At 61.5% G+C, this 22,770-nt stretch carries 18 protein-coding genes and 3 pseudogenes; 13 read left to right on the plus strand and 8 right to left on the minus strand.

The features are described from left to right. Window positions 1–14: 14 nt before the first annotated feature. On the plus strand, window positions 15–623 hold the full coding sequence (locus ACQE3M_RS14805) for a trimeric intracellular cation channel family protein (RefSeq protein WP_430506320.1): 609 nt from the start codon (window positions 15–17) through the stop codon (window positions 621–623). A 206-nt stretch (window positions 624–829) separates the two neighbouring features. Here the strand turns inward: ACQE3M_RS14805 and gdhB are convergent, their stop codons facing one another. The 3 genes from gdhB to ACQE3M_RS14820 form a co-directional block, all read right to left on the minus strand. After that, window positions 830–2,128 carry a glutamate dehydrogenase GdhB gene (gdhB, locus tag ACQE3M_RS14810; protein ID WP_430506301.1) on the minus strand — a complete coding sequence of 433 codons (1,299 nt, stop codon included), beginning with the start codon at window positions 2,126–2,128 and terminating at the stop codon, window positions 830–832. 2 nt (window positions 2,129–2,130) lie between these two features. Beyond that, complete coding sequence (locus ACQE3M_RS14815) at window positions 2,131–2,274, minus strand: rubrerythrin-like domain-containing protein (RefSeq protein ID WP_430506302.1); 144 nt, start codon at window positions 2,272–2,274, stop codon at window positions 2,131–2,133. Between the two features lie 202 nt (window positions 2,275–2,476). After that, window positions 2,477–5,350, minus strand: coding sequence for a bacterio-opsin activator domain-containing protein (locus ACQE3M_RS14820; RefSeq protein ID WP_430506303.1), 2,874 nt, complete (start codon window positions 5,348–5,350; stop codon window positions 2,477–2,479). Window positions 5,351–5,829: 479 nt separating this feature from the next. On the opposite strand from ACQE3M_RS14820, the gene ACQE3M_RS14825 reads away from it, so the two are divergent. Beyond that, on the plus strand, window positions 5,830–6,627 hold the full coding sequence (locus ACQE3M_RS14825; protein WP_430506304.1) for a BtpA/SgcQ family protein: 798 nt from the start codon (window positions 5,830–5,832) through the stop codon (window positions 6,625–6,627). Here the strand turns inward: ACQE3M_RS14825 and ACQE3M_RS14830 are convergent. Together ACQE3M_RS14830 and ACQE3M_RS14835 are read right to left on the minus strand one after the other, a co-directional pair. Further along, on the minus strand, window positions 6,621–7,550 hold the full coding sequence (locus tag ACQE3M_RS14830) for a carbohydrate kinase family protein (RefSeq protein ID WP_430506305.1): 930 nt from the start codon (window positions 7,548–7,550) through the stop codon (window positions 6,621–6,623). The genes ACQE3M_RS14825 and ACQE3M_RS14830 overlap by 7 nt on opposite strands. A gap of 234 nt (window positions 7,551–7,784) precedes the next feature. Then, window positions 7,785–8,105 carry an antibiotic biosynthesis monooxygenase family protein gene (locus tag ACQE3M_RS14835; protein ID WP_430506306.1) on the minus strand — a complete coding sequence of 107 codons (321 nt, stop codon included), beginning with the start codon at window positions 8,103–8,105 and terminating at the stop codon, window positions 7,785–7,787. A gap of 402 nt (window positions 8,106–8,507) precedes the next feature. On the opposite strand from ACQE3M_RS14835, the gene ACQE3M_RS14840 reads away from it, so the two are divergent. Continuing rightward, on the plus strand, window positions 8,508–8,669 hold the full coding sequence (locus tag ACQE3M_RS14840) for a hypothetical protein (protein WP_430506323.1): 162 nt from the start codon (window positions 8,508–8,510) through the stop codon (window positions 8,667–8,669). A 114-nt stretch (window positions 8,670–8,783) separates the two neighbouring features. Here the strand turns inward: ACQE3M_RS14840 and ACQE3M_RS14845 are convergent, their stop codons facing one another. Beyond that, entirely contained in the window at window positions 8,784–9,713 is a 930-nt protein-coding gene (locus ACQE3M_RS14845; protein ID WP_430506307.1) for a DMT family transporter, read from the minus strand. Between the two features lie 28 nt (window positions 9,714–9,741). Between ACQE3M_RS14845 and ACQE3M_RS14850 the strand changes: the two are divergent. The 3 genes and pseudogenes from ACQE3M_RS14850 to ACQE3M_RS14860 form a co-directional block, all read left to right on the plus strand. Then, window positions 9,742–9,981: pseudogene (locus ACQE3M_RS14850) on the plus strand (DUF6735 family protein); the annotation flags it as partial. Between the two features lie 538 nt (window positions 9,982–10,519). Beyond that, the gene (locus tag ACQE3M_RS14855) at window positions 10,520–10,840 is read left to right on the plus strand and encodes a DUF7471 family protein (protein ID WP_430506308.1); all 321 of its coding nucleotides are present in this window, start codon (window positions 10,520–10,522) and stop codon (window positions 10,838–10,840) included. Next, entirely contained in the window at window positions 10,837–11,349 is a 513-nt protein-coding gene (locus ACQE3M_RS14860) for a winged helix-turn-helix transcriptional regulator (RefSeq protein ID WP_430506309.1), read from the plus strand. Before ACQE3M_RS14855 ends, ACQE3M_RS14860 begins: the two co-directional genes overlap by 4 nt. 172 nt (window positions 11,350–11,521) lie before the next feature. On the opposite strand, the gene ACQE3M_RS14865 is transcribed toward ACQE3M_RS14860, so the two are convergent. Next, a complete protein-coding gene (locus tag ACQE3M_RS14865; protein WP_430506310.1) occupies window positions 11,522–12,772 on the minus strand; it encodes an outer membrane protein assembly factor BamB family protein in 1,251 nt (416 codons plus the stop codon). Window positions 12,773–12,898: 126 nt separating this feature from the next. On the opposite strand from ACQE3M_RS14865, the gene ACQE3M_RS14870 reads away from it, so the two are divergent. The 7 genes and pseudogenes from ACQE3M_RS14870 to ACQE3M_RS14900 all read left to right on the plus strand — a co-directional run bounded on the left by ACQE3M_RS14870 (window position 12,899) and on the right by ACQE3M_RS14900 (window position 19,435). Continuing rightward, window positions 12,899–14,299, plus strand: a complete 1,401-nt coding sequence (locus tag ACQE3M_RS14870) for a hypothetical protein (RefSeq protein WP_430506311.1) — start codon at window positions 12,899–12,901, stop codon at window positions 14,297–14,299. Window positions 14,300–14,769: 470 nt separating this feature from the next. Continuing rightward, window positions 14,770–15,285: a hypothetical protein gene (locus ACQE3M_RS14875; protein ID WP_430506312.1), complete on the plus strand. Its 516-nt coding sequence runs from the start codon at window positions 14,770–14,772 to the stop codon at window positions 15,283–15,285. Window positions 15,286–15,425: 140 nt separating this feature from the next. Beyond that, window positions 15,426–16,727: a DUF7405 family protein gene (locus tag ACQE3M_RS14880; RefSeq protein WP_430506313.1), complete on the plus strand. Its 1,302-nt coding sequence runs from the start codon at window positions 15,426–15,428 to the stop codon at window positions 16,725–16,727. Then, window positions 16,714–17,772, plus strand: coding sequence for a DUF7350 domain-containing protein (locus ACQE3M_RS14885; protein ID WP_430506314.1), 1,059 nt, complete (start codon window positions 16,714–16,716; stop codon window positions 17,770–17,772). The genes ACQE3M_RS14880 and ACQE3M_RS14885 overlap by 14 nt, the downstream gene beginning before the upstream one ends. A gap of 170 nt (window positions 17,773–17,942) precedes the next feature. Then, window positions 17,943–18,291: pseudogene (locus tag ACQE3M_RS14890) on the plus strand (hypothetical protein); the annotation flags it as partial. Next, window positions 18,281–18,720, plus strand: a pseudogene (locus ACQE3M_RS14895) (primase-associated protein); the annotation flags it as partial. The pseudogenes ACQE3M_RS14890 and ACQE3M_RS14895, both read left to right, overlap by 11 nt. A gap of 187 nt (window positions 18,721–18,907) precedes the next feature. Further along, window positions 18,908–19,435, plus strand: a complete 528-nt coding sequence (locus ACQE3M_RS14900; RefSeq protein ID WP_430506315.1) for a hypothetical protein — start codon at window positions 18,908–18,910, stop codon at window positions 19,433–19,435. Window positions 19,436–19,464: 29 nt separating this feature from the next. Here ACQE3M_RS14900 and ACQE3M_RS14905 read toward each other — a convergent pair whose 3' ends face one another. Further along, window positions 19,465–22,449, minus strand: a complete 2,985-nt coding sequence (locus ACQE3M_RS14905; protein WP_430506316.1) for a DEAD/DEAH box helicase — start codon at window positions 22,447–22,449, stop codon at window positions 19,465–19,467. Window positions 22,450–22,770 lie beyond the last annotated feature (321 nt).

Below are 22,770 nucleotides of genomic sequence, written 5' to 3' on the forward strand. Positions count from 1 at the left end.
ATCCATTCGCCGTGATGAATACGATCGGGCTAGTCGCGTTCGCCCTCGTCGGTTCATCGAAAGCCATCCGTGAGGAGTTCGACATATTCGGGATCATTATCGTTGGGTTGGCAATGGCGTTCGCCGGTGGAGCCACTCGCGACCTTCTGGTGAGTCGGGTGCCGCTGGTGCTCCAGTCCCCCGTGGAGATCGGATTAGGGCTCCTCGGGGTTGCGCTGGCGATCGGCTTGAGCGTGGTGTTGTCCTCGCCGGACACGCACCCAGTTACGCTCGTGGCGGACGCGATCGGGCTCGCCGCCTTCGCAACGACCGGTGCCATCGTCGCCACCGACGTCGGCGTCTCGGCGTTTGGCGTCGTCGCGATCGCCACGATCAACGCAGTCGGTGGCGGGGCGTTTGCGGATATTCTCCTGGACCGGCCCCCGTTCATCCTCTTCGAGGATTTCTACGCAAGCTGCGCCGTTCTGGGAGGGAGTACATACTGGGTTGTTGGAGCGATAGGCGCCTCCGGGGGGACGGCCGCAGCGGCCTGTGCCGTCGTGACCGTGGGGACCCGGTTGACCGCAGTGACGTACGACTGGCATCTCCCGACAGTACAGACGTTGGGGCTGATGAAGGACTGATCGACTCTCGACTCCCGGGGGAGTGTCTCCGGAACTGAGTCGGATAGTGACCGCGAGGGCCCGACTGTCCTCCGTATTTATAAAAGTGAACTATTACTCATAAATCCGAGATGATTCCAGTAGCTATACTGAGCCGACAGTTATTCGGGGGCGTTCGAGATCGTCGGAGCTACTCAGCTAGTTCCGCTCCGGGCGAGATCCCGGCCTCACGGCCAGAGGCCCCGCGCCTCGTGGGCTTCCGCGGTCCGTGAGAGCGCGACGATGTACGCCGCGTCACGCCACGTCACGTCCCGTGCTTCGAATTCCTGGCGGACGTCCGACCAGGCTGCCAGCATCTCGGTTTCCAGTTCGTCGTTGACGCGTTCGAGCGACCACGCACGCCGGTTGATGTCCTGCAGCCACTCGAAGTAGCTCACAGTCACGCCGCCAGCGTTGGCCAGAATGTCCGGAATGACGGGGATATCGCGCTCGTCGAAGATCGCGCTGGCGCCACTCGTCATCGGTCCGTTCGCCCCCTCGATGATGAGGCCCGCAGCAACGTCGTCCGCGTTGTCCGCCGTCAGGACGTTCCCGATCGCCGCCGGAATCAATACGTCGACGTCGAGTTCCAGCAACTCGTCGTTGGTTACAGTCGCAGGCGCCTCGTGGGTCATCACTGCCTCCGGTTCCTCGTGGTGGGAGGGAATTGCGTGCGTATCTAATCCGTTCGCGTCGTATATCCCGCCATTGACGTCGCTCACGGCGACGACGTTTGCTCCCCAGTCGTCGAGTAATTTCGCCGCGTTCGAGCCGACGCTCCCGAAGCCCTGCACGGCGACCGACGTCTCCTTGATGTCCTTCTCGTAGTAGTCGATCGCCTCCCGTGCGATGATCGCGACGCTTCGACCGGGTGCCGCGTCACGCCCCTGGCTTCCACCAACGATCGGAGGCTTTCCCGTGACTACCCCCGGAATCGTCTCGCCTTCCTGCATCGAGTAGGCATCCATCAGCCACGCCATCGTCTGCGGATCCGTTCCCATGTCGGGCGCAGGGATGTCCTTCGTCGGCCCGATGACCGAGCGTATTTCGTCCGTGAAGCGACGCGTCAGCTGCTCTTTTTCGTCCTCGCTGAGGTCCTTCGGGTTCACCGCGATGCCGCCTTTCGCGCCACCGAACGGGATGTCCATGACGGCACATTTCCACGTCATCCACATCCCGAGGCCGACGCACTCCTCACGCGTCACGTCGGGATGATATCGAAGCCCACCCTTGAACGGGCCACGGACGCTGTCGTGTTGGGCACGGTATCCAGTATAGACTTCGACGTCGCCGTTCTCGCGCTCAATAGGAACCGTTACCTCCTGGACCTTCTTCGGGTGCTTGAGCCGTTCGACGATGTTCCGGTCGATGTCGAGGTGATCGGCCGCGTGCTGGAGCTGCCGGCGTGCCGTCTCCAGTGCCGACTCCGGTTCACTCGATTCTTCGTGTGTCTCGTCGTCGTGAGTTGTCGTGGATGTCGAGGCCATTGTTATTCGATCGGTGTACGTCGGTTCCGCATCGTTCCTGCACAGTCGGGACACTGGTCCGGATTGTTCTTGGCAAGCACGACGTTCCCGCATTCGAAACACTCGTAGGGCGATTCTTCGGCCGGTGTCTGGTCCACGTCCCTCATAGTTGGTCGTGAGCCCCGGCAGTGTCCTGCAGGGTACTCTATCAGGGGATAATAAGGATATAAGGGAGTATTCAGTAGTTGAGCACCGAACCGTGGCCGTTCCCGTTCCCTTTACTATTCAACCGCCGGCGGATCCCCGCGAACCGAGCGCTCCCCCGAGAGAAACAGTGGTAAAATACACCCGACGACGTCCTGACTCGCGTCAGTCCGCGTGTCGCGTGGCGACCAGCGTCCGGTCATCGATTAGCGACGCGAACAGTTTCCGCTGCACGGTCCGAATGTGCTGGTAGAAGGCCTGTGGCGAGATGTCCAGCGAGTCGGCCACGGCTTCGCCGGTCGCCTTCCGTGGCGACTCGAAGAAGCCGCTGTAGTACGCCGTCTCGAGGACCTCCAGCTGTCTGTCGGTCAAGCGGTCGAGGACCGACGCGTAAAATCCGTGCTCGGACGCCTGTTCACGCGTCTGCTTCGACGTGAGCTCGACGTCGCTGAAGCGCTGGCTAACGAACTCCGTGACGTGCCTGACCTCGACACCTCCGGAGATGTCGATACACAGTTCCGTCCCCGTCCCGGTTGCCCTCGCGCTGCGGAGGACGGCCCCGTGGTCGGCGAGTTCCGTCGCGAGGAACGGCTCGGCCAACCGGAGTCGCAACACGCCCCCGACGTCACCCCCCCGAATCTGCTGGACGTCCTCGACGACGGTGAGGTCGGCCGTCGCGTCGACGACGGCATCGAGCGAGGCGTCCTCGACGGTGACGAACACGAAACTTCCGCTGGCGGTCTGCTGGACGCCGCCTTCGTAGGTGAGCGTGCAATCACCGGCGGCTGCCAACTGGGTGAGCACGAACGACGGGTCGGTGACGGCATACTCGATTCGGGTCATCGACGTGGTGAGCAGCGTCCGCTTGCGCTCGCTGGCGCTGATCGCGGCGGCGATCGTCTCTCCCAGTTCCGAAAGCACAGCCCGGACAGTTTCGTCGAACGCGTCCGGCGCGTCCGCGTACACGGTGAGCACGCCGTAGGAGATGTCGTTGTACACCAGCGGGACGGCTAACGCGGAAAGCAAGTCCCGCGAGATCGCGTCCTTGCGCCACGACGCTGCGCGGAGGTTGGCGGCGACGTTCGAAACGTACGTCGCCTCGCTGGTTGCCGCCGTGCGGCCGGCCGGTTCGACGCCCTCGCTGGCTATCGGGAACGACTGCACGTCGAGGTATCCCTGGTCGACGCCAGCCCACGCCTGGGGCGTGACCGTCTCCCTCGTGGTATCGGGGGTGCCGATCCAGGCAAACCGGAACCGCCCGTCGGCAGTGAGCCGTTCACAGACGGTGTGGTCGATCTCTTCGCGAGTCTCTGACTGAACGAGCGCCTGGTCGATCTCGCGGATCGTTTCGTTAATCCGGTTGAGCGTGGTTAGCTGGTCGTTCTGGTGCTGGAGCTCGCGGTCCTGTTCGCGCAGTTGCGACTCGCGCTCCACGCGGTCGAGAGCTGCTTCAGCGGTCGCCGCGAGGAGGTCCGCCAGCTCCCGTGTGACGTCGTCGAACGCCCCGACGTCGGTCGAACCCGCGACGAAAACACCGTGGTTACCCAGCGGGATGTACGCAGTGCTCCGGAGCTCGGTGACGGAGTTGGTGAGGCGGTCCGCGTCGTGGACGTCGTCGAAGAACGACGCTTCGTTCTGGACGAAGCTATGGCTGGTGAGGTCCCGTCCATCGGCATGGACGGACGGTAGTGGCCCGTGGGCGTTCCGCATCGCCTGTGAGTGGGCCGCGGGGTGGAGGTGATTCTCGTCGGCGTCAAAAAGATAGACAGCGCTCGCGTCGAGGTCGAGGACGCCCGGGGTGTCGTCGACGACGTGCTGCGCGATCTCCTGGTGGGTTTCGGCATACAGGAAGTCCCGGGCGGTCTCCTGCAATGTCGCCAGCGCCTGTTCCCGTTGCTTGCGCTTCGTGATGTCCCGACAGCTGTACAGCAGCGTTCCGTCCTGGATGGATACCTCGCGGACGTTCACCAGCAGCGTGTGTTCGCGGCCGGCCTTATCCGTCGCGGTGGTCTCGATGTTCTTCAGGACACCTTCTTCGGCGAGCTCCTCGCGGTCGAAGAGGTCCTCGCCGAGCAGGTCCTCGATCGTCCCGAGCTCCCGGATCTCCTCGGCCGTGTATCCGAAAATGAAGTGGACGTTCGGGCAGACGTAGGTGTACTCACCACCCTCGTCGGTCATGAGGACGGTGTCGGTCATGTTGTTGAGCGTGACACGGTGAAGCTCCTCGGATTGCCGCAGCTCCCGTTCGAGGTCAACGCGGTCGGTGACGTCCACGCTGTCGACGATAAGTGACACGAGGTCGCCGCGTTCGTCGGTGACCGGCTGGACGGAGAGTTCAAGAACCCGATCCCCGCTGTCGGCCCGCTGGATGACGACGGCATGGCCGAATTCGCCGCCTCTCGCCTTCTCGATGAGCTGGCGGATGTCCTCCCTCGTTTGCCCGTCGTCAGGCCACCAGGGGAGCGCCCAGAACGGATCGCCGACGACTGCGTCGGCGTCAGCGCCCACCATGTCGCGAGCGGCCTGATTAACGCGTGTGAGCGTGCCGTCGGGGGCGACCACCCACGTTTCCGACCTGGTGTCGTGAAAGATCGCATCGAACTGCCGTGCCCGCTCGCGCTGTGTAGTCGTCCGCTGTGCGTCTCGGAGGGCCTTCTCGGTCCGGCGCAAGACGGTAGTAATTGATTCCTCAGACGGATCGCTGACGACGACGTAGTCGGAGACGCCGGCGTCCAGAGCGTCACTGGCGATCGCTTCGGTTCCGTCTGCCGTTCCCATTACGATCGGCAACGTCGAAGACGTGTCTCGGACGCGGCGGACGAGGTCGATTCCGGTCGTCTCGGGAAGATCGTATTCGGTAACGATACAGTCGACAGCCGTCTGTTGAACCAGCTCTTGAGCCGCCGACGGCGTTGAGACACTGTGAACAGCGGCGGTCGATTCCGCTCGAAGCACATCAGCGTACGCTGTTAACCACGCTGTGTCGCCGACAAGTACGATGGTGGACGTGTCAAGGATGCTGGTGGGTTTTGCATTCATGGGAGGAGCGACGGACACCGGTCGGGACCTCGGTTACGACACGATGTGAAGCGGTGATGGTTGCCAGTAGACACCTGACGAACAAAGCCCCTGCTGTTTAGTATTAAACCCCGTTTGAAGGAATACGTTTCGATATCAACCATAGCCGGGGATCGGAGAGGGGATATCAGCCGCGTTGATCGCCCGTTCGTGAGCAGCTTCGACGTCCGAGTAGCGTGGAACCGCGTGCTTGATGAGCCGGCAGTTCTCCGAACTCTCTTCTCACCGCGTAACCACGCCGCGCCGGTCGCGGGGCTCGGTACTGCGAGGTCAGCGTCGGCGAGCGACTGTTCGAGTGCCTCCCACGTCTCGCCGGCCTCGTTCACCCGGCTCACTCACAGGCCAGAAGAGGGTTCACGAGTCCATCGAATTCCGGCAGGTCGAGACAGTCAACTGCGCACATCTGTACGATTAAGTCACTGGAACGGTCACCTCGGTATATGGACGTTTTCAGCACGGATACGCCGATTATCGGGATGGTTCACTTACCACCGCTTCCAGGGGCACCTGGGTTCGAGGGCGATCGAAGCGACCTCCACGAGCGAGTACGTCGGGACGCTGCAGCACTTGAAGCGGGCGGTGTGGACGGCATTATGGTCGAAAACTTTGGCGATGCGCCCTTCTATCCGGACCGGGTGCCGCGGCACGTCGTCGCTGACGTCGCGGCGCTCGCTGCCACGCTTGGGGACGAAATTTCGATCCCGTTCGGCGTGAATATCCTCAGGAACGACGTACAGAGTGCGCTGGGTATCGCCGCCGCAACGGGGGGAGCATTCGTCCGTGTGAACGTCCACACGGGCGCCCGACTCACCGACCAGGGCGTCATCGAAGGAATGGCCCACGAGACGTTACGACTCCGTGAGCAGCTCGACGCCGACGTGGACGTCCTCGCAGACATCGACGTGAAACATTCCGCCCCGCTCGCCGAACGACGCCTCGCGGAAGTCGTGAGCGAGCTCGTCGAACGCGGCGGGGCTGACGGGGTCGTCGTAAGCGGTTCCGGGACGGGTGAAGCGGTCGACACGACCGTCCTCGAGCGAGTGGTCGAGGCCCGCGATGCCCGTGGCCTCGACGCGCCGGTGCTGATCGGGAGCGGTGTAACACCCGACACGGCTCCCGAACTCCTCTCGATCGCCGACGGGGCGATCGTCGGGACTGCACTCAAACAGGGCGCTGAAGCGACGAACCCCGTCGATGAAGCAGCGGTCGAGCGGCTTGTCGAGTCCGTCTCTCAGTGATTCTGGAGGAACGCGCGCACCTCTGATTCAGACGGGAGGGAGCCACGGGCGCCGCTGGCGGTACAATTGAGTGCAGCCGTGGCCGCGGCAAAGCGGCCGGCTTCCGTCGCCGAGTCGTCGTCGAGCAGCCACGTGTGAATCAGCCCGGCTGTGAAGGCGTCTCCGGCGCCTGTCGTATCAGTCGTGTCCACGTCGAACGCCGGGACCTCAGTCACCGTATCGTCCTCGAGCAGGAGGGCCCCGCTCCCGCCCTGGGTGACGGCAGCACGTGAAACGTGCTGTTTGCTGAGTGCCGCGATGGCCTCCTCCGCATCCCCGCCAAAATACGACCGCGCGGCCACCTCACCGACCACGAACAGGTCGACGACGGGGAGAAGCCGATCGAGAGTCGTCGGCGAGGCGCCCCGGCCATCGAGTTCAGAGAGCGGCCCAGCAAGATCGAACACCAGATTCGAAATCGCGCCGCGTTCCCGAGCCGCCAGAAGCCTGGATACGACCTCGTCGGGCGCATAGGCGCTCGTGAACACCACGTCAGCGTCACCCACATACTCGATATCCGCATCAGTTAGCCGGAGATTCGGCACACTCTGCCCGCCTGCGACGATCATCCGCTCCCCATCTGGCCCACGCAGAACCAGTGTGTACGACGACTCCTCGGCACCAGCCCGGACCTGCGTACAGTCGAGCCCACGTGCTCGCAGATCGGCTTCGATCTCGGAAGCTGAATCGGTTCCGAGCCGCGTGATGATCCCGGTTTCGGTCCCGAACTCTGCGAGCCCGGAGGCGACGTTTGCTGCGACGCCACCGACGTCGGTCGTGTGCTCACGGGCAAACGCCCCGCCGTCGGGCTCCGGCAGGTTCGAGAGCGTGTAGATGTGGTCGAGAACCGCACTCCCGACCGCAACGACAGCTGGAGAGGCCATTACATCGAGCCAGGCGGGCGAGCGGTTTGAACGTATAGGAATCGAAAGGCGTGTCTGTGCCCGGCGGTCTGCTGCTGCGAAAAGTCGATCGCAGAAAATCGAACGGGAACGAGGGGGAGCTCTCCGACGAGCGCAGTCTTGACCTCGGTACTCACGATCGGAGTACGGTCATCGGTCAGAGGACCCGTGTCCACCTGCTCGGGAGCCGGACGACCGGCAGCGGCCAACGGGACATTAGCTGGGAGGATCGGCGTCGTCACCGAACCCACTCCCGTAGCTCTCGACGACCTCCGTAACGGTGACCTCGTACGCGTCGTACCACTCCGTCCATCGCCTCTTCGCCTGTTTATGGTCCTCGTCGGCCCCGAACAACTCGAGGGCGTCGAGCGACTCCCAGTAGTACACGACCAGTACTTCCCCACTCTCCGGCGCCTGCCACGTCCGTTTGCCGCGATACCCCTCCGTCTCCTCGGCCGCTGTCTGGATCGCGTCGTTCAACTCGTGGAACTCGGCATCGTAGTCCCCCGGGTCAAGGCGGAATGTAACGAGATACATCGTGACTATTGGTTTCGGATACGTGGAAAAAGATCTTCCCGTCGATAGATGGTGCTGAATCCAGCGTCGATGGCCCGCCCGCATCATCGCTGCCGTTCAAATAGCCGGGGGTCAGTGCGGCTGCCTGCGGTTCCGACGACATCGCGGGAAGCTGGGAGGACCGATAGTCTTCCCACCGACCGGGTCGAGGAGAGGATCGCTGAGGCGCTCATCGGTCCTGCAGCTGTAATCGTTCCGGATGCCGGTGGGGACGGCTGTAACCTCGTCTCGACGCGCTCGCGGCACTCATGCCGTTCTGGGTGGAACTCGGGTTCTTCGGCGGTCCGTTCTAACTCCGGGTTCGCCGAGACGGAACAGGACGGCCAAACAATGCTGTACAAGCGGAACAGCGACCGGGTTTTGATGTCCCGGATCCGCGACCACCTCGAAGCAGACGAGGTACTCGATGTTCAGACAGCGGGGTTCACCAAGTGCCGCTTTCCCGTGCTGGCGAAGCGGTACGTCGTTCGCGACGGCGAAGTTCTCCACGCGGACCTCAGTTCCCCCGACCCGATCGACGAGTAGCGTTGTTCTCCTCCTGAAGGGAAGCGAGGTGACACACTACAATCAGCACCTCGTGAGGTGATTGAATTATGAGACACCGCACTTGTCAGCTCCTGGGACACCCACCGAATGCGTTCAGGAGAACTTCCTCCGCCGATCGGTAACCACGCGCCGCAATGTCCCACGCAGTGCCCGCCACTTTGCGGCGACGAACCCCGCCAAGATGAACGCGAACCCAGCGACGGTCGCGAGCGTGACTTCCTGACCGAGCACGATCCAGCCCGCCAGCGCCGCGAACAGGGGAATCACGTACTCAATGAAGCTCATCTCGATGGGGCCGAGGTCGTCCAGCAATGTGAAGTAGAGCAGGAAGCCGCCGACGCCGGCGACCGCGGAGAGGTACGCAAGTGCGCCGATCGCGGACGGCGTCCACGTGGCGGCCGCGAACGACTGGCCGGGGATCGCGAGCACGGCGGCGTGGAGGAACACGGCACCGACAGCCATCATCCATGCCTGGGTGGCGAGGAACGGCATCGACGGCGATCGGCTGTGCGTGACGACCGCGGCGACGGCGAACGCGAGCGCAGACGAGAGCACGAGCGCGACCCCGAGGACGCTGTCCGCGATATTCGCGGGGTTGGGATTAGCGATGACGACGACGCCAGCGAACCCGAGCGCGACCCCGAGCGCGGTGGCGGCGGTGAACTCCTCATCGGTGGAGACGAGACGCGTGAGTGCCGGCGTCACTACGGGGACGAGACCCAACAGCACAGCGGCGACACCACCCGTGACGTACCGCTGGCCGGCGAAGAGGAACGCGTGGTGGGCGCCGATGATGAGCGCGCCACCGACGAGCACGTAGACGTAGTCGTCCCGAGTCCGGGGGCGGACATCCACGCCGGAGGCGAAAACGGCGGCGAACAGCAGCGCGGCAGCGACGTCGAAGCGCACGGCTGCGAACGGCACCGCGGGAAGGTCCGCGAGGCCGACGTCCGTCGCCATGAACGCCGTTCCCCAGACAGCACACAGGAGCAAGAACCGGCCGGCCGTCCCGTAGCGACTCATTCACGAGGAGGTCGCCGCCGACGGCGAAATATGCGTCGAACCGTCCCGACTCTCCGAGCGACCGGACGCACCTGGCGACGCCGCCGACTACGCGGTGTGGGACGGACAGTACACGCTCCATTACTCTCATTGGGGCGCAGCGAACCTGAAGCTCAAGCACCGAATCTCGGCTGCGTCGCCGTTCGGTGGCGACGACACCGACTCCAAGTGGGCGAAACAGCTCCTCGCAGAGTTGGCCGATGGCCTCGAGGCAGACCCCGTCGACGGCGAGGCAGTACCTGAAACGGAAGCTGGCTGAGCGAGTCGGAAACCGACAGGAGCTGCTTATTCCGACCGGAGAATCGCCGTTCGAGAAGGCGAGCCTGAACCACACCTAGTTGGATCTGCTTCGTAGTGGGCACAGATCATCAACATCCTCAAGACATTATTGACTACCGTCGGACCTGGGTCGAGTGGTGAACGATTCGGCACCTCGGTACTCAGAGTACACCACTGAGTACGAGGATGCCAAGCAGTAGTATAACTACTTCGCCAGTAGAGAGGAGCTTATTCTCCATCGCCTTCTCGTTCTTGAAGATGCTGGACAAGGAGTGAGATGTAATTTGGGTATGGTGTTGTAAGCGTCGATCTGGCGAAATGAAATTCTGAACAAACGCCCACACGAGACTGTAGCCATCAGTCTATTTCGAAGATCACACCAGAACCGCTTTCAGTACTCCTATGCAAGGAAATCATACTGAATTTGGTCGGAAGAATGACCACTGGTGTAGAATGCCGAGAGACACGATATTAAATGGATAACCGTCGTGATTGACCAGCACTACTTGATAGCGACGCTCGTGATCGCGGGTCTCGGATCGGCAGCGCTGGTCGCGCTTGCCAGTGTCGCGGTACTTCGCCGTCGGTCGTGGTCGCACTCCTTCGTCGCGATCGCGCTCGGGGCGCTCCTGACCAGGTCGCTGCTCGGGTCCATGATCGTCGGCGGCCACATCTCGCACGGCACGCACCACCTGTTAGAGCACCTGCTCGACGCCTTTATCACCGGATTACTGTTCGCCGCCATCTATACCGCCAGGACGGTCGAGCAGGAACCTCCCCTCGACGAGGACCAACTCGAAGACACATGACAGACACACGAGCGACGATCGCGGATTCGATCCGAACCCATCCCGGTATCCACTTCAACGAGCTCGTCGAAAGCGTCGGGCTCGCGACCGGGCAGGTACAGTACCACCTCAAAGGGCTGCTGTCGGACGAGGTCGTCGTCGAGGAGCAGCTGTACGGGCGGACCCACTACTACCCGCCCGAGTACGACCAGTGGGACCGGGAGGCGCTCGCACTGCTCCAGCGGGAAACGGCGGGCGACGTCGTCGCGTACCTGCTCACGAACGGGCCCACGCGGCCGGCGACCGTCGCCGAGGACCTGGACATCGCGAGGAGCACACTCGAGTGGCATCTCGATCGGCACATCGAACATGGCCTCGTCCGGAAGGACCGGGAGCAGGGGAACCGGGTGACTCTCACTGTCGTCAACGCCGAGCAAACGCTGGAACTACTCCGTGACGCCGATCCCTCCCTCCGGCACCGGCTGGTCGATCGGTTTACGCGACTCGTCGACCGGCTCCTGTCGGTATAGTCCGTCCCGGGGCGAATAGCCGGCGGCCTCGGGGGCGTCGTCCTCGTCCTCTCGCCGTCGTCGGCGTCGGCGTCGGTATCGTCGGCGTCGGTATCGTCGGCGTCGGTATCGTCGGCGTCGGTATCGTCGCGCTGGACGCCACCGACTGTGCAGTTGGCCGGCCGGGAGTCGCTCAGGGCTCGTACTCGAGCGCGACGACGCGACCGTCCCCGTAGCGAACCAGAATCTCCGCGCTGCCGTCGCCGTCGAGGTCCGCAGGCGTCGCGAACGTCAAAATCGGGACGTTCCGTTCGTAGGTGGCAAGTTCGGTTCCCGACGACGCGTCGAGTACTGTGACGGTTCCGGTCTCGGCGACCGCGATAACTTCGAGCGTTCCGTCGCCGTTCACGTCCTCGAGGACCGGTGAGAGCACGTCCGCGTCGCTGGACGTCGTGATCGTCGTCGACCACTCGGTTTCGCCTGTGGCTCCGTCGAGTGCTATGACCTTCCCGCCGGCCTTCCCGAGATACACCTCCGGAGTGCCATCGCCGTCCCCGTCGGTGACCGTGCGAAGCCGAGTGCTGGTGACGTTGCGTTCCCACTCGATCTCGCCGGTTTTGCCGTCGAGCATGCGGACGGTAGCGCCACCGGCCGCGAAGACCTCAATGGCCGAATCGTCGTCAGCCTGTGCTGTCCCGACGTAGTCGGCCGAGGTTGTGCCCGTCCACTCGACAAAACCATTGGCTGCGAGGAGCACAGGACCCCGATTCGTGCCGAGGAGGATTTCCGGGGAGCCATCAGCGTCCACGTCCGAAACGATTGGACGCTGCCAGACAGATGGACGCTTCCCGAACGTTTCATTGAGCGAGACGTGCCAGGCGAGCGTCCCGTTTCCGGACACGAGGACGACGTTCCCCCGTATGGTGCTCGTCACCACCTCCGGCCCTTCCTGGGGAAGCACGTCCGCGACTGTCGGTCGGCCGTAGCCGTAGGACCCGAGCGGCACTCGCCAGCTTTCGTTTCCGGTGTCGGCGTCGTAGGTGACGAGGGCGTTCTCCGTCGTCGTGACGACGACTTCGAGCCCGCCGTCGCCATCGACGTCCGCAATCGCAGGTTGAGTCAGCGCGTGCAGCGCACACGCCTCGGCCGTGGTCGAAGCTCGCCACAGTGTCGAGCCATCGTCGGGAGCAAGCCGCACGAGTGAACACGACGTATTGGTGATCTCGACGTCGCTGTTCGGGAGGGCGGCAACGGGCGCAACCACGACTCTGCCCTCGGGGCCGACGCCGACGGCGTGATGGTTGAGTTCGTTCTCACGGGCCGTGTCGCTTACCCACTGCTCGGAGAGCGATCCGCCCTCCGGTGTCATTCCGACGCCGAACAGGAGGAACGCTCCGAGCGTCCCGAGAAGTACGATGACGGCCACCGCTGTCCGTGCGCGCATGATTGAATCGTCGTCGTGGTCGGGGTTAAGGGTGCTCGTGTTCGACCGACGGAACTCGGCTACCAGCTACAGGTCGTTCGAACGGAATGCGAGCCTGTTTAACAGAGCGGTCGGCTATATGCGGCTATGGACCGACGCTGGCGGACGCGGTTGGTCGGCTTCTCCCTCCAGGCGTTCCTCGCCACGCTCGCGGCCGGAACCGTGGCGGCTCACGAGGTAGCGGGGTCGCGGTTCGACGCGCCGCTGCCGCTGTCGCTACTTTTCGGCGGGGCGGCCGCGACCGTGGGACTGACCGCCCTCTGGCTGGCGACGACGGACCGGGAAGTACCACCGACGAGCACCAGGGAGTTGCTATCTCTTCCACCCGGTATAGCTACTGGGCTCTCGACAGTGCTGCGATACTCGTTTCTCCTCGCGTTCGTCGCGGTACTCGTCGAGGGAATCGCCGGAGAGCAGGTCGCGGCCGAGAACGTCGCGACGGTGTTCGCGTGGGGGGTCTGGGTTCCCGGCGTCGCGCTACTGTCGATACTCGGCGGTTCGCCGTGGGCCGTGCTCTCCCCCTGGCGAACGCTCTACGAGTGGCTCGTCGCGCTCGAGGGAGAACCACTCGCCATCCTCGATCGGGATCCCCGCCAGCTCGCGTATGGTGTCAGTCTGCTCGGGTTCCTGGCGTTCGTCATCCTGGAGAACCTGACTGTTGCCTCGCAGTCGCCACGGCTCACGAGCATGTTGCTCGGGGGCTACGCCCTGGCGATGGTCGGGGGCGCGGTCTGTTTCGGGGACGCGTGGCTGCGGCGAGCCGACCCGCTCGGCGTTCTCTATCGTCTATTCGGGAGAGTTGCCGTCTTTCAGGTCACCGATCGTGACGACGGGATCGCGTTGTGGCTGAAACCCCCCTGGCGAGACACGCTCGGGGCCGTGGGGAACCTCACGCTCGTCAGCTTCGTCGTCGCGATGGTCTACAGCGTGAGTTTCGACGGATTCACCGGTACGCGCACGTACCAGGAGCTCCTGTTCGGAACGCGGGCGCTGCTCGGAACGGGGCCGATGACGAGTCTGCTGTTGTTCGCGGTCGGCCTGGGCATCTTCGTTGGGACGTTCCTCCTGTCGACTCGGCTCGTCGAGCGGTTGGGGACGTCGGCCGCTGACGGCGGCTCGTGGCAACTCGCCGCCCGGCGGTTCGCGCCGAGCGTGCTCCCCATCGCCGCCGCTTACGAGGTCGCTCACAACTACCCGTACGTCTTCGAGAGCCTGGGACGGCTGGTCGCTATCGTCGTGCGTCCCCTCTTTCCAGGCGTCGACGCGTTCGAACCGCTCGGCTGGCTCTCGCTCCCCGCGTTCTGGGGATCGCAAGTCGCTCTCATCGTCGTCGGTCACGTCGTCGCCGTCGTCGCTGCCCACTACGTCGCCGTTGATCGGTACGGATCGGTAGCGGCGGCGAGGCGTGCGCATCTGCCACTGGTGGTCGTGATGATTGGATATACCGTGCTGTCGTTGTGGATTATTTCGCAACCAGTTGTGGCGTGACTGTGGAAGGCGGTTTTCGATCCGTGTACAAATCTTGTACGTCGGACATCGCGTCAGGGTGAACGTGAGCGCCGTTGGCGACAGGACGGATATCGGGAGGCCGAACACGACCAACTTCTTCTGCGTGTGCTTCGGGAAGTGGCGTTGTAGCCGGAACCGTTGGGTGAACCGACCGATGGCACCCATCGGACGGAAGTAATCAGGTACAGTTGTCGAAAGCGACGGAGGTGCATCAGCGAGTGAATCGGCAGCCAGCGGAAGCCCGTTCCTCACGGGGTGAACGGCCGTCGCCGTTCGTTCTCGATGCGGGTCGTGCCGGCGGTACTTCTCCCCTACGGCACGTGATCGAACTCAGTGAGGCCCTGAAGCCCGCCAAGCCACCCAGTAGACCGCTCACAGTCCCTTTTCGACCCGTGAGCCAGAAAGAACACCTCCTGTAAAAAGGAAAGTTGCCATGGAGGCAACGACGAATGTTTACCCACGACGCTCCGGAAGACAGCACCGACGAGAACGAATCAGCCGTCGCCCGCCGTGGATTCATAAAGGTGGGTGCCGGCGCGATCGCGTCTGCCGTGACGGTCCCAGCAGTAAGCGGCGTCGCAGCCGCGCACTTCCCGGCGGGCCTCGAGGTCGACGTCAAGCCTGACAGCGACGAGAACGCGATCAACCCCCGGAGCGAGGGCGTCGTTCCGGTCGCCGTCCTCCAGACCGACGCGTTCGACCCGACGAGCGAGAACGTCAACTACCGCTTCGGGGCGAAGGACGTCGTCGCGGACGGCGACGGTGCTCGCCCACGGCACGGTGGCCACGTCGAGGACGTGGACGATGACGGAAGGCACGATCTCGTTCTCCACTTCCCGGTGGATGGAACCGGGTTCGACGGCGACGAGGAGGAGGGACTCCTCCACTGGGAACGGGACCACAGGGACGCTCACCACGGCCGCAGCGGGAGCGACGACGTCAGGATCGTCGGCAACGCTCGCTAACCGCCCGTTCCGCTTTCCAAAACGCGGCGTCGACTGCCGGTCAGATCGCAAGGCTCCGCCGGTGAGCGAACCGGTCGGACCGGGGTTTTCGACAACTGGACCAGAATCGCTTTTAAAACGCACCACGAGGCAGAGAACACATGACCGACCGGCAACGCGGCGTCCCGCGACGAGAATTCCTCAAGGCCGCCGTCGCCATCGGCGGCGCGGCCGCCCTCTCCGCCTGCCTCGACCGGAGCGACGTCGACGTACCACGGGGGCCCGCCGACCCCTCTTCGCACCCGGAACGGCAGCACGCCTGGAACGAGGTGCTGCCGACGGACGACCACGGGAACCCGATCCCACCCCGCCATCGGGTTCTCCTGTACCTTGAGTACCAGGGTGACGAACCGCCAACCGACAGCGACCGGGAGACGATGGAGACCGCCTTGCGCGGCGTCGAACGTGCCTACGAACGAAGCGGTGACGGGCTGTTACTGACGACGAGCTACTCGCCGGCCTACTTCGAGCGGTTCGACCAGTCGCTTCCGGCGACCGTCGACCTCCCGGCGCCCGAGGCGCTGGCGTCCTTCGAAGACCCGGAACTGGATGCGCCGGACGCCGTCGTCCACCTCGCGAGCAACACCGCCCCGGTCGTCCTCGGCGCCGAGGAGGCACTTAAGGGGAACAAGGGGACGCTGAACGACGTCGAGCAACCCGGGGCCGCGCTCACCGACCTGTTCGAGGTCGTCGACCGGCGAACCGGGTTCGTCGGGAAGGGGCTGCCGGCGGAAAACGACGACGTCGAAGGTGTCCCTGAGGACGAAGTTCCCGAGGATGCGCCGCTCTACATGGGCTTCGAGTCAGGGTTCAAGGGGAACCAGGCCAGCGAGGACCGGATCTCTATCCAGACGGGGCCGTTCGTCGATGGGACGACCCAGCACATCTCGAACATCACGCTAAACCTGAATCAGTGGTACGAGCAGGACAGTCGCTATCAGCGCGTCGCAAAGATGTTCTGTCCCTATCACGCAGCGGAAGAGACGGTCGAGGGAACCGGAGACAACCTCGGGACCGACACCGAAATGGACGAGTGTAAGCACGCAACGGACGCCGCCAGAGAGGAAGGCGTCGTCGGCCATTCCCAGAAGATGGTCGAGGTACGCGAGGACGACGAACCGCTCATTCTCCGGCGCGACTTCGATTCGACCGACGGTGAGCAGGCCGGACTCCACTTCCTTGCGTTGCAGCGTGGGATCACGGACTTCGTGACCACACGGGAGGCGATGAACGGCGACGATCTCGCAGCGCAGTCCGCCGTCGGGCAGCGAAACAACAACGGCATTCTCCAGTATATGAACGTCACGAACCGCGGGAACTTCCTCCTTCCACCACGGTCGCTTCGCGCACTGCCGCCGGCCAACCCCGACACGACCAGGGAGGTGTCCCATGCGCCGGCGTGAGTTCCTCGGCGGCCTCGGGGCGACGGGCGCCGCCGGTCTCGCCGGGTGTGCGGACCTTTTCGAGACACGTTCGCGTGGTGAACCTCCAGTGATCGAGGACCGACCGGAGGCCGTCTACTACCCGACCCATTACGAGGACATGCAGATGCCGGGGATGGCGAAGGACGGGGCGTACAAGTGCGCTCTGACGTACTCGTTCCCGCACCGCTTCTGGCTCGTCACAGGCGATCGACGGGAGAAGGTGGAACTCCAGGAACGCGACTCGATGCACCTGATGCCGGTCGTCTGGCACGAGGAGACGGGCATCGTCCCGCCCGACGTGAACCCGCAGGTGACGATCCGACGGGACGGCGAGTCGGTGACGTCGGTTTCGCCCTGGCCGATGCTCTCGCAACCGATGGGCTTCCACTTCGGTGACAACGTTCAACTGCCGACCGAAGCGACGTATCAGGTGGAGATCGCCGTCGGGGACGGGTCGTCGCGACGGACCGGCTCGCTGGCGGACGCGGGCGCCGCTTCCTTCGAGTTCTCGATGGAGTACAGCCCGTCGAAGATGGAGGAGATCACGGTCACGGACGTCCCGGAGGACAAGCAGGGCACGAAGGGGGCGGTGGCACCGATGGAGATGAAGATGCTCCCGTCGACGCAACTCCCGAAACCGACGTCCCTGCCGGGGACAGTTCGTGGAACGGGAACCAGCGGCGACGGGGAGTTCGTCGTCACGACCCTCGACGACGCGTCCCGTTTCGGCGGAGCGGAAGGGGAGTCCTATCTCGCGGTTTCGCCGCGCACGCCGTTCAACCGAAACCCGCTCCCGTTGATGTCGCTGTCGGCCACGCTAAAACGGAGCGGGGAGACGGTTTACGACGATATCCTGCAAACGACCATCGATCCCGAGCTGGACTACCACTACGGCGCCAGCATCTCGGAGGTTCGGTCGGGAGACGAGCTCACGGTGACTGTCGACGCGCCGCCGCAGACCGCACGGCACGAGGGTTACGAGACGGCGTTCCTCGACATGCCCGAACTGACGATGGAGCTATAACCATGGTGGACACCAGCGCCGCGGCGCACCGCGTGGTCGCCGTCAACGCCGGGTACGAACACCTCGCGGGCGTCACGCTCGTCGCGACCTGACGATGCTGCTGGGCGCCTACAAGAGCGCCGTCGGTGCCGACCTCTCCTGTCCGGATTGGCCGACGTGTTACGGGACCGTCGTTCCGTTCCTCCATCCGGGCCGTCGGCGTCCCCACCGACGACACCCGCGACGACATCGATGTCCGGATGGGCTCCTCCCCGTGTTCGACCCGCTTGATGGGCCGTTCTACGAGGTCGAGGGGCAATGCCTCCGAGACACGGCTTCCGTGAGAAAACGAAGGAGAAGAAGGCACGGGCCGCTCTCCAGCGCCTCCTCAATCGCGAGTTGACGACGGGCCGGGGGAAGACCCGTCCCGAGCTGGTCCTCAGCGGGACGGAGCTCGCGAACTTCGTCCTCGTCCCCTCCTCCGAACAGTTGACCGTCGAAGGAACGCGGGGAACGAGGGCCGAACAGCAGAGCCGGAACCGGCGCCGAACAGATCGAAGTGCGCGAGATCGAGGACCTCTTCGAACTCCCCTGTATGGGAATATGGAGGAGAGACTGCACGAGAAGAAGCCCGTCCGGAAGGACCTCTACAACTTCGCACGGATGGTGATGTGGCTCCCGCAGTACCAGGACAGCAGCCTCGACGAGATCGTCGCGAAGCTCAAAGACATCTTCTCCCGGTGGCCGTGGTACGACGAGCAGGAGACCGAGTACCAGGTTCGCTACGAGTTCTCGAACACGATCGACGGCGACACGCCGTTGCCGATGAACTGCGACAACGACGATATGCAGCGCTACTGTATCGGCCAGGACCAGTGTTCCTACTCGATCTGGGGCAGTCTCCCGTTCCCGGATGAGATGTACGAGCAATCTGACGAGGAATCAGCTGGTCCCTCTGAGCAGTTTTGAGTCACAGACTCCCCGAATCTGTGGAACCCTTAGATAGTGATTGGTTTGGCGGCTCTGCTGAGTAGAAATGTGCATTGGCCAGAGGTCAACCCAATCGAATAGCTCCGGATGAAGAATTGGAAGCGATCGTCCCAGAAGAGTGCCACTCTGGGGAGTGTTTTTGATGGCCCGTGAGTCAAGGGTGGCTATGGTTCAAATTAGTCTGAACCTATTGCTCCTGTTCATTACAGTCGGGCTTAGTGGACTAAGTGTTGTTCTTGCGTATGATACGCGGATTTTTCAGAAACGAACTACAATCAGAGAGACAATTGAGCAGATAGACCCGTTTGTAGAGACGGAGCCGTATTTCAAAATCAAGCACAGCCTAGTTGATTTCCAGTATCTCTCTCGGCCACAGCAAGTCACTCTCTTGTTTCGATATATCTCATTGTTCTATCCAGAGAATGCGATGGGCGGGCAGCCACGCCGGTTTCAGGAGATTGTACATTCAAACTCAGTTTTCCCCGACCGAAAAACGCTGGTAACGGAGCTAAAGGCGATTCAGGATATAGAACAGGTCAGATTCGCAGACCGTGGCCTCGAGGTTGAGATCTCGACGATTGACCCGATTGCTATCGTAGAAGTCGTCCACCGTGTACAACGAGAACTACGGACCCAACTCAAAGATTCCGAGGGAAAACCACAGAGTGTGAGGGACGATACCTACGGTTACTGAGAGTGAAAACGCGTTCCGGTGGGTGAGGCTCACCAACTGTCGTTGGCGCCCTGCAGTACAAATTCCGCATTTACCTGTTCCACCTGTTCAACGCATTCACTGAGAAGCCGGCCGACTTTGCGACATGCATCGTCTTGTTCGGAGTCGAAGCCAGTATTGAGTCCTGGGTTTACACCATAGATTGTGTACTCCCATCTATTCGGTCTGAAATTTCTTTTGAGGGAGTCGTAGCGGTCTCCGCCCCGTACAAAATGCTGGAGTGTGCCCGGTGTCTGTCGGTCATTGATATGGTCGATAAGTTTCATGCTCTCCACAAATCTTAGAGAGCGAATAGTTTGCTGGTAGATATCTTTAAACCGCCCTAAGCTAACCCCAACTGAGTTACCACCCTTACAATGATAGAAATTGACCTCCTTATCCGTAATGCAGAATTCGATGAAATCAGCCACCTCCCCACTCTTATGATCACAGAAGAGGATTTGCTGGTCTACAGCTCGTTGCTCAGAGAGCCACTGAACCAATGCCTCAAAAACTGACCCGGGTTCATCATCTCCCCATTGCTCATCCAACGGCTCCGGATAGTCGCTATAATACCAATCTGGCTCTTCGCCTGTCCCCTCGGCGATGTACTCACTCCAGTCGATCTGAGTTTCTGCTTGATAGTCTCGCGGGACAAAGGTACTGAGGTCAGTCTGGGAAGATTGTCGTTGTCCGCCTATTATGATTGAGCCCGAGTCAGTATAGAACCGGGGCGGATATTCTTGCAAGAATTCGCGACAATTGATCGGAGAGCTATCTGTGCCGTTTTCGGGGAGTGAGACGGTATAATTCGTTATTGGGCCACGCCATTCGTCCGCCGAAATGTCATATGTACAAGGGATGTTCGTGTTAGTTTTCTCTAACATCAATGAAATGTCTACGGTCGCATCTCCTGCCGCTGGGGGCGAGTTGAGCTCTAGTGAAGGCGTTGCTTCCACTGACCCGGAAAGGTCACCACCCGTGAATTCGATGGGGGTGGCCGCCAGCTGTGGGTTGAAAACCACCGTGATTGGAGTGGAATCGAATTGGCTGATTGATTCGCCGGTGTCTAATCCCTCTAGATTTTGGATGCCGGGATCAGAGTCGTCTGAGAGCCGCTCTGCCATTCGGTCACACCAGCGCTTGAACTCGGAGATTGAGGCTTTTGAATTGGTCCAGATCTTTGATTTGTTTCCACTGACCCCGCGAGTTTCTGTTTCATCTCCAGCGTCGAACGTCGCGAAGACGTGGCCGTGTGTGTAAGTTCGTTTGTCTGAATGGTAGACCGCACTCTGCACGTCTTCGCCGTAATAGGTCTTATACTGAGGTTGGTTTCCAGACGGGATCGCGGTGTTAGCCAATCCAGTTGTCTGATATTTGGGGCTCTGCAAAGACTGCATTACCTTTGAGAGCTGGTCACCATCAACGGACGCTAATGTAGCTGTGTCAGCCACCAATTCATCTCTGAGGTCACTGGCAAATTGTCGATTCGAGGTGAATTGGAAGAGCAACTCATAATCTGGTGGCGCGTAGAATAAATGCAGATCGTACCGTGGGAATTCCAGCACGGTATGAGTCCCCCAATTCGGTGAGTCAGTGGATATTGTAATGTACCCCGCGAGCTCCGAGCAGTCTGACGATTCAAGTCGGTACACATCAGGTTGAATCTCTGGTTCCTCAATCCCCAGAGCGATGTGCGTCCCGGTTAGTGAGTAAACGGTGGTTGTCTGGTAGAATTCAATATTTTCCTCGTTTACTGCTGTAGGCGACTGACTACGAAGATGAGTCGTCGGCCACCGCTGGCGAGAGATATGCTCGTCAATGAGGCCCGGTACGATTTCGCTCCAACCAGTATTCTCATGGTAAAGTTGCCGGACAGCCTCCTCTGTCGCCTCACTGGAGAGCGTATCGGTGGGAGCGATGATGGTTGCTGGAACCGAATCATCTGGGCTGCGAGCGAGTCGCCCGATTAGTTGAATCGTCATTCGCAATGACTTGGGGGGCTCATGGAAGACGGCGAGCTGCAGATTATCGATGTCAACCCCCTCTGCGAATTTATCAACAATCACGACGCCACCTATTTCCCCAGCTCGCAACTCACGAATTGCGTCCTGATTGTGATTTGCGTCCTTGCCTGAATGAACTGCCTTCACGTCAAATTCATCCGAGTCATTGTACTTCTCTGCTAGCGAGTCTGCGGTGTCAGTCTCATCTGTCCGTGCCAGCATTGTGGCATGATCGTTGGATTGCTGGAGAGAAGCTAGCTGGCTTTTTGCAGTCTCAATTAACTCTTCTTTGTTTCCACTGTGGGTCTCAAGTTGGACTTGATGATAGATTCCATCGGTCCGTGCCTTATCCACGGGGTAGTGGTAGATCAGCCGCCCGGGCAAGAGGTCATGGTCACGTCGAAACGGTGTTGCAGTCAGGAGGAGTTGAGGCGTGCTAGCAAACCCTGAGAGGATATCTTCCCAGGCAGGTGCACTCGAGTGGTGAGCTTCATCGACCAAAACAAGGTCGAACATATCATCAGGTGGGGCAGCGACATCGGGTTCGTCGTCTCGCGTATATTTTGACGATATACTATTTGGTAGTGTCACCACCACGTCTGTGTCGGTGTATTCGTCCCATCGGGATTCCGTGTGTGGTCTTTCGGCAAGGGTCTCGACATCGGGTGTTGAGGAGATCGAGGAGAGTGCACCGGCTTTTGAGAGTCCCTCAAGGGTGTCGAATTTGTGTTTGAGTTGGGTGCGGATGGAGTCTGACGGGGCGATAATCAGGACCCGGTCCGCTCTGTACTCGAAGGCTGCGAGCATCATTAAGGCGGTCTTCCCTGCGCCGGTCGGAAGTGAGATGATTGCAGGGTCATCGCCTTGTGCGGTGCGGTGGCTTTTTAGCGCCCAGTAGGCTCCGCGTTGGCAAGTTCGGTAGTCCTCTTCATCCGACTCTCCAGATTTTGGGTAAGTGAGATTGTTAGTATGCTCGGAAAAGAAAGACATCGTATCTTACAGGACCGGAGACTGGCGAGCTACTTAAAGGTATATTTGCACTAATTATTCGAATTTCATGCATAAATGGGGTTATCAGTAACCGCTACGATTGGATTTTATAGTCGCTGCTGTCCGTTCGAGGGATGTCCTCACTAACAGTACGCACACCAAATTAACGGTCAATTCCCGATTAATAACGCGAAACAAACATCGGCAGCTTTCTGCATCTATCCCAATATCCAGCAAGCCAGCTGTGGCGGTGTTCAGATAAGGATGAAGGGTGAGGCGGGACGATCTTTGAGTGGTCTATGCTCGAAACCGCCCGCCTCA

This window comes from Halosubterraneus shenae, assembly GCF_050510935.1.
Classification (GTDB): Archaea; Halobacteriota; Halobacteria; order Halobacteriales; family Haloferacaceae; genus JBDGPU01.

Bases quoted from the DNA above. Each gene is read 5' to 3' on its own strand.
- ACQE3M_RS14805 (WP_430506320.1), top strand. From the start codon at position 15: ATGAATACGATCGGGCTAGTCGCGTTCGCCCTCGTCGGTTCATCGAAA.
- gdhB (WP_430506301.1), bottom strand. From the start codon at position 2,128: ATGGCCTCGACATCCACGACAACTCACGACGACGAGACACACGAAGAA.
- ACQE3M_RS14815 (WP_430506302.1), bottom strand. From the start codon at position 2,274: ATGAGGGACGTGGACCAGACACCGGCCGAAGAATCGCCCTACGAGTGT.
- ACQE3M_RS14820 (WP_430506303.1), bottom strand. From the start codon at position 5,350: ATGAATGCAAAACCCACCAGCATCCTTGACACGTCCACCATCGTACTT.
- ACQE3M_RS14825 (WP_430506304.1), top strand. From the start codon at position 5,830: ATGGACGTTTTCAGCACGGATACGCCGATTATCGGGATGGTTCACTTA.
- ACQE3M_RS14830 (WP_430506305.1), bottom strand. From the start codon at position 7,550: ATGGCCTCTCCAGCTGTCGTTGCGGTCGGGAGTGCGGTTCTCGACCAC.
- ACQE3M_RS14835 (WP_430506306.1), bottom strand. From the start codon at position 8,105: ATGTATCTCGTTACATTCCGCCTTGACCCGGGGGACTACGATGCCGAG.
- ACQE3M_RS14840 (WP_430506323.1), top strand. From the start codon at position 8,508: ATGTCCCGGATCCGCGACCACCTCGAAGCAGACGAGGTACTCGATGTT.
- ACQE3M_RS14845 (WP_430506307.1), bottom strand. From the start codon at position 9,713: ATGAGTCGCTACGGGACGGCCGGCCGGTTCTTGCTCCTGTGTGCTGTC.
- ACQE3M_RS14860 (WP_430506309.1), top strand. From the start codon at position 10,837: ATGACAGACACACGAGCGACGATCGCGGATTCGATCCGAACCCATCCC.
- ACQE3M_RS14865 (WP_430506310.1), bottom strand. From the start codon at position 12,772: ATGCGCGCACGGACAGCGGTGGCCGTCATCGTACTTCTCGGGACGCTC.
- ACQE3M_RS14870 (WP_430506311.1), top strand. From the start codon at position 12,899: ATGGACCGACGCTGGCGGACGCGGTTGGTCGGCTTCTCCCTCCAGGCG.
- ACQE3M_RS14875 (WP_430506312.1), top strand. From the start codon at position 14,770: ATGTTTACCCACGACGCTCCGGAAGACAGCACCGACGAGAACGAATCA.
- ACQE3M_RS14880 (WP_430506313.1), top strand. From the start codon at position 15,426: ATGACCGACCGGCAACGCGGCGTCCCGCGACGAGAATTCCTCAAGGCC.
- ACQE3M_RS14885 (WP_430506314.1), top strand. From the start codon at position 16,714: ATGCGCCGGCGTGAGTTCCTCGGCGGCCTCGGGGCGACGGGCGCCGCC.
- ACQE3M_RS14900 (WP_430506315.1), top strand. From the start codon at position 18,908: ATGGTTCAAATTAGTCTGAACCTATTGCTCCTGTTCATTACAGTCGGG.
- ACQE3M_RS14905 (WP_430506316.1), bottom strand. From the start codon at position 22,449: ATGTCTTTCTTTTCCGAGCATACTAACAATCTCACTTACCCAAAATCT.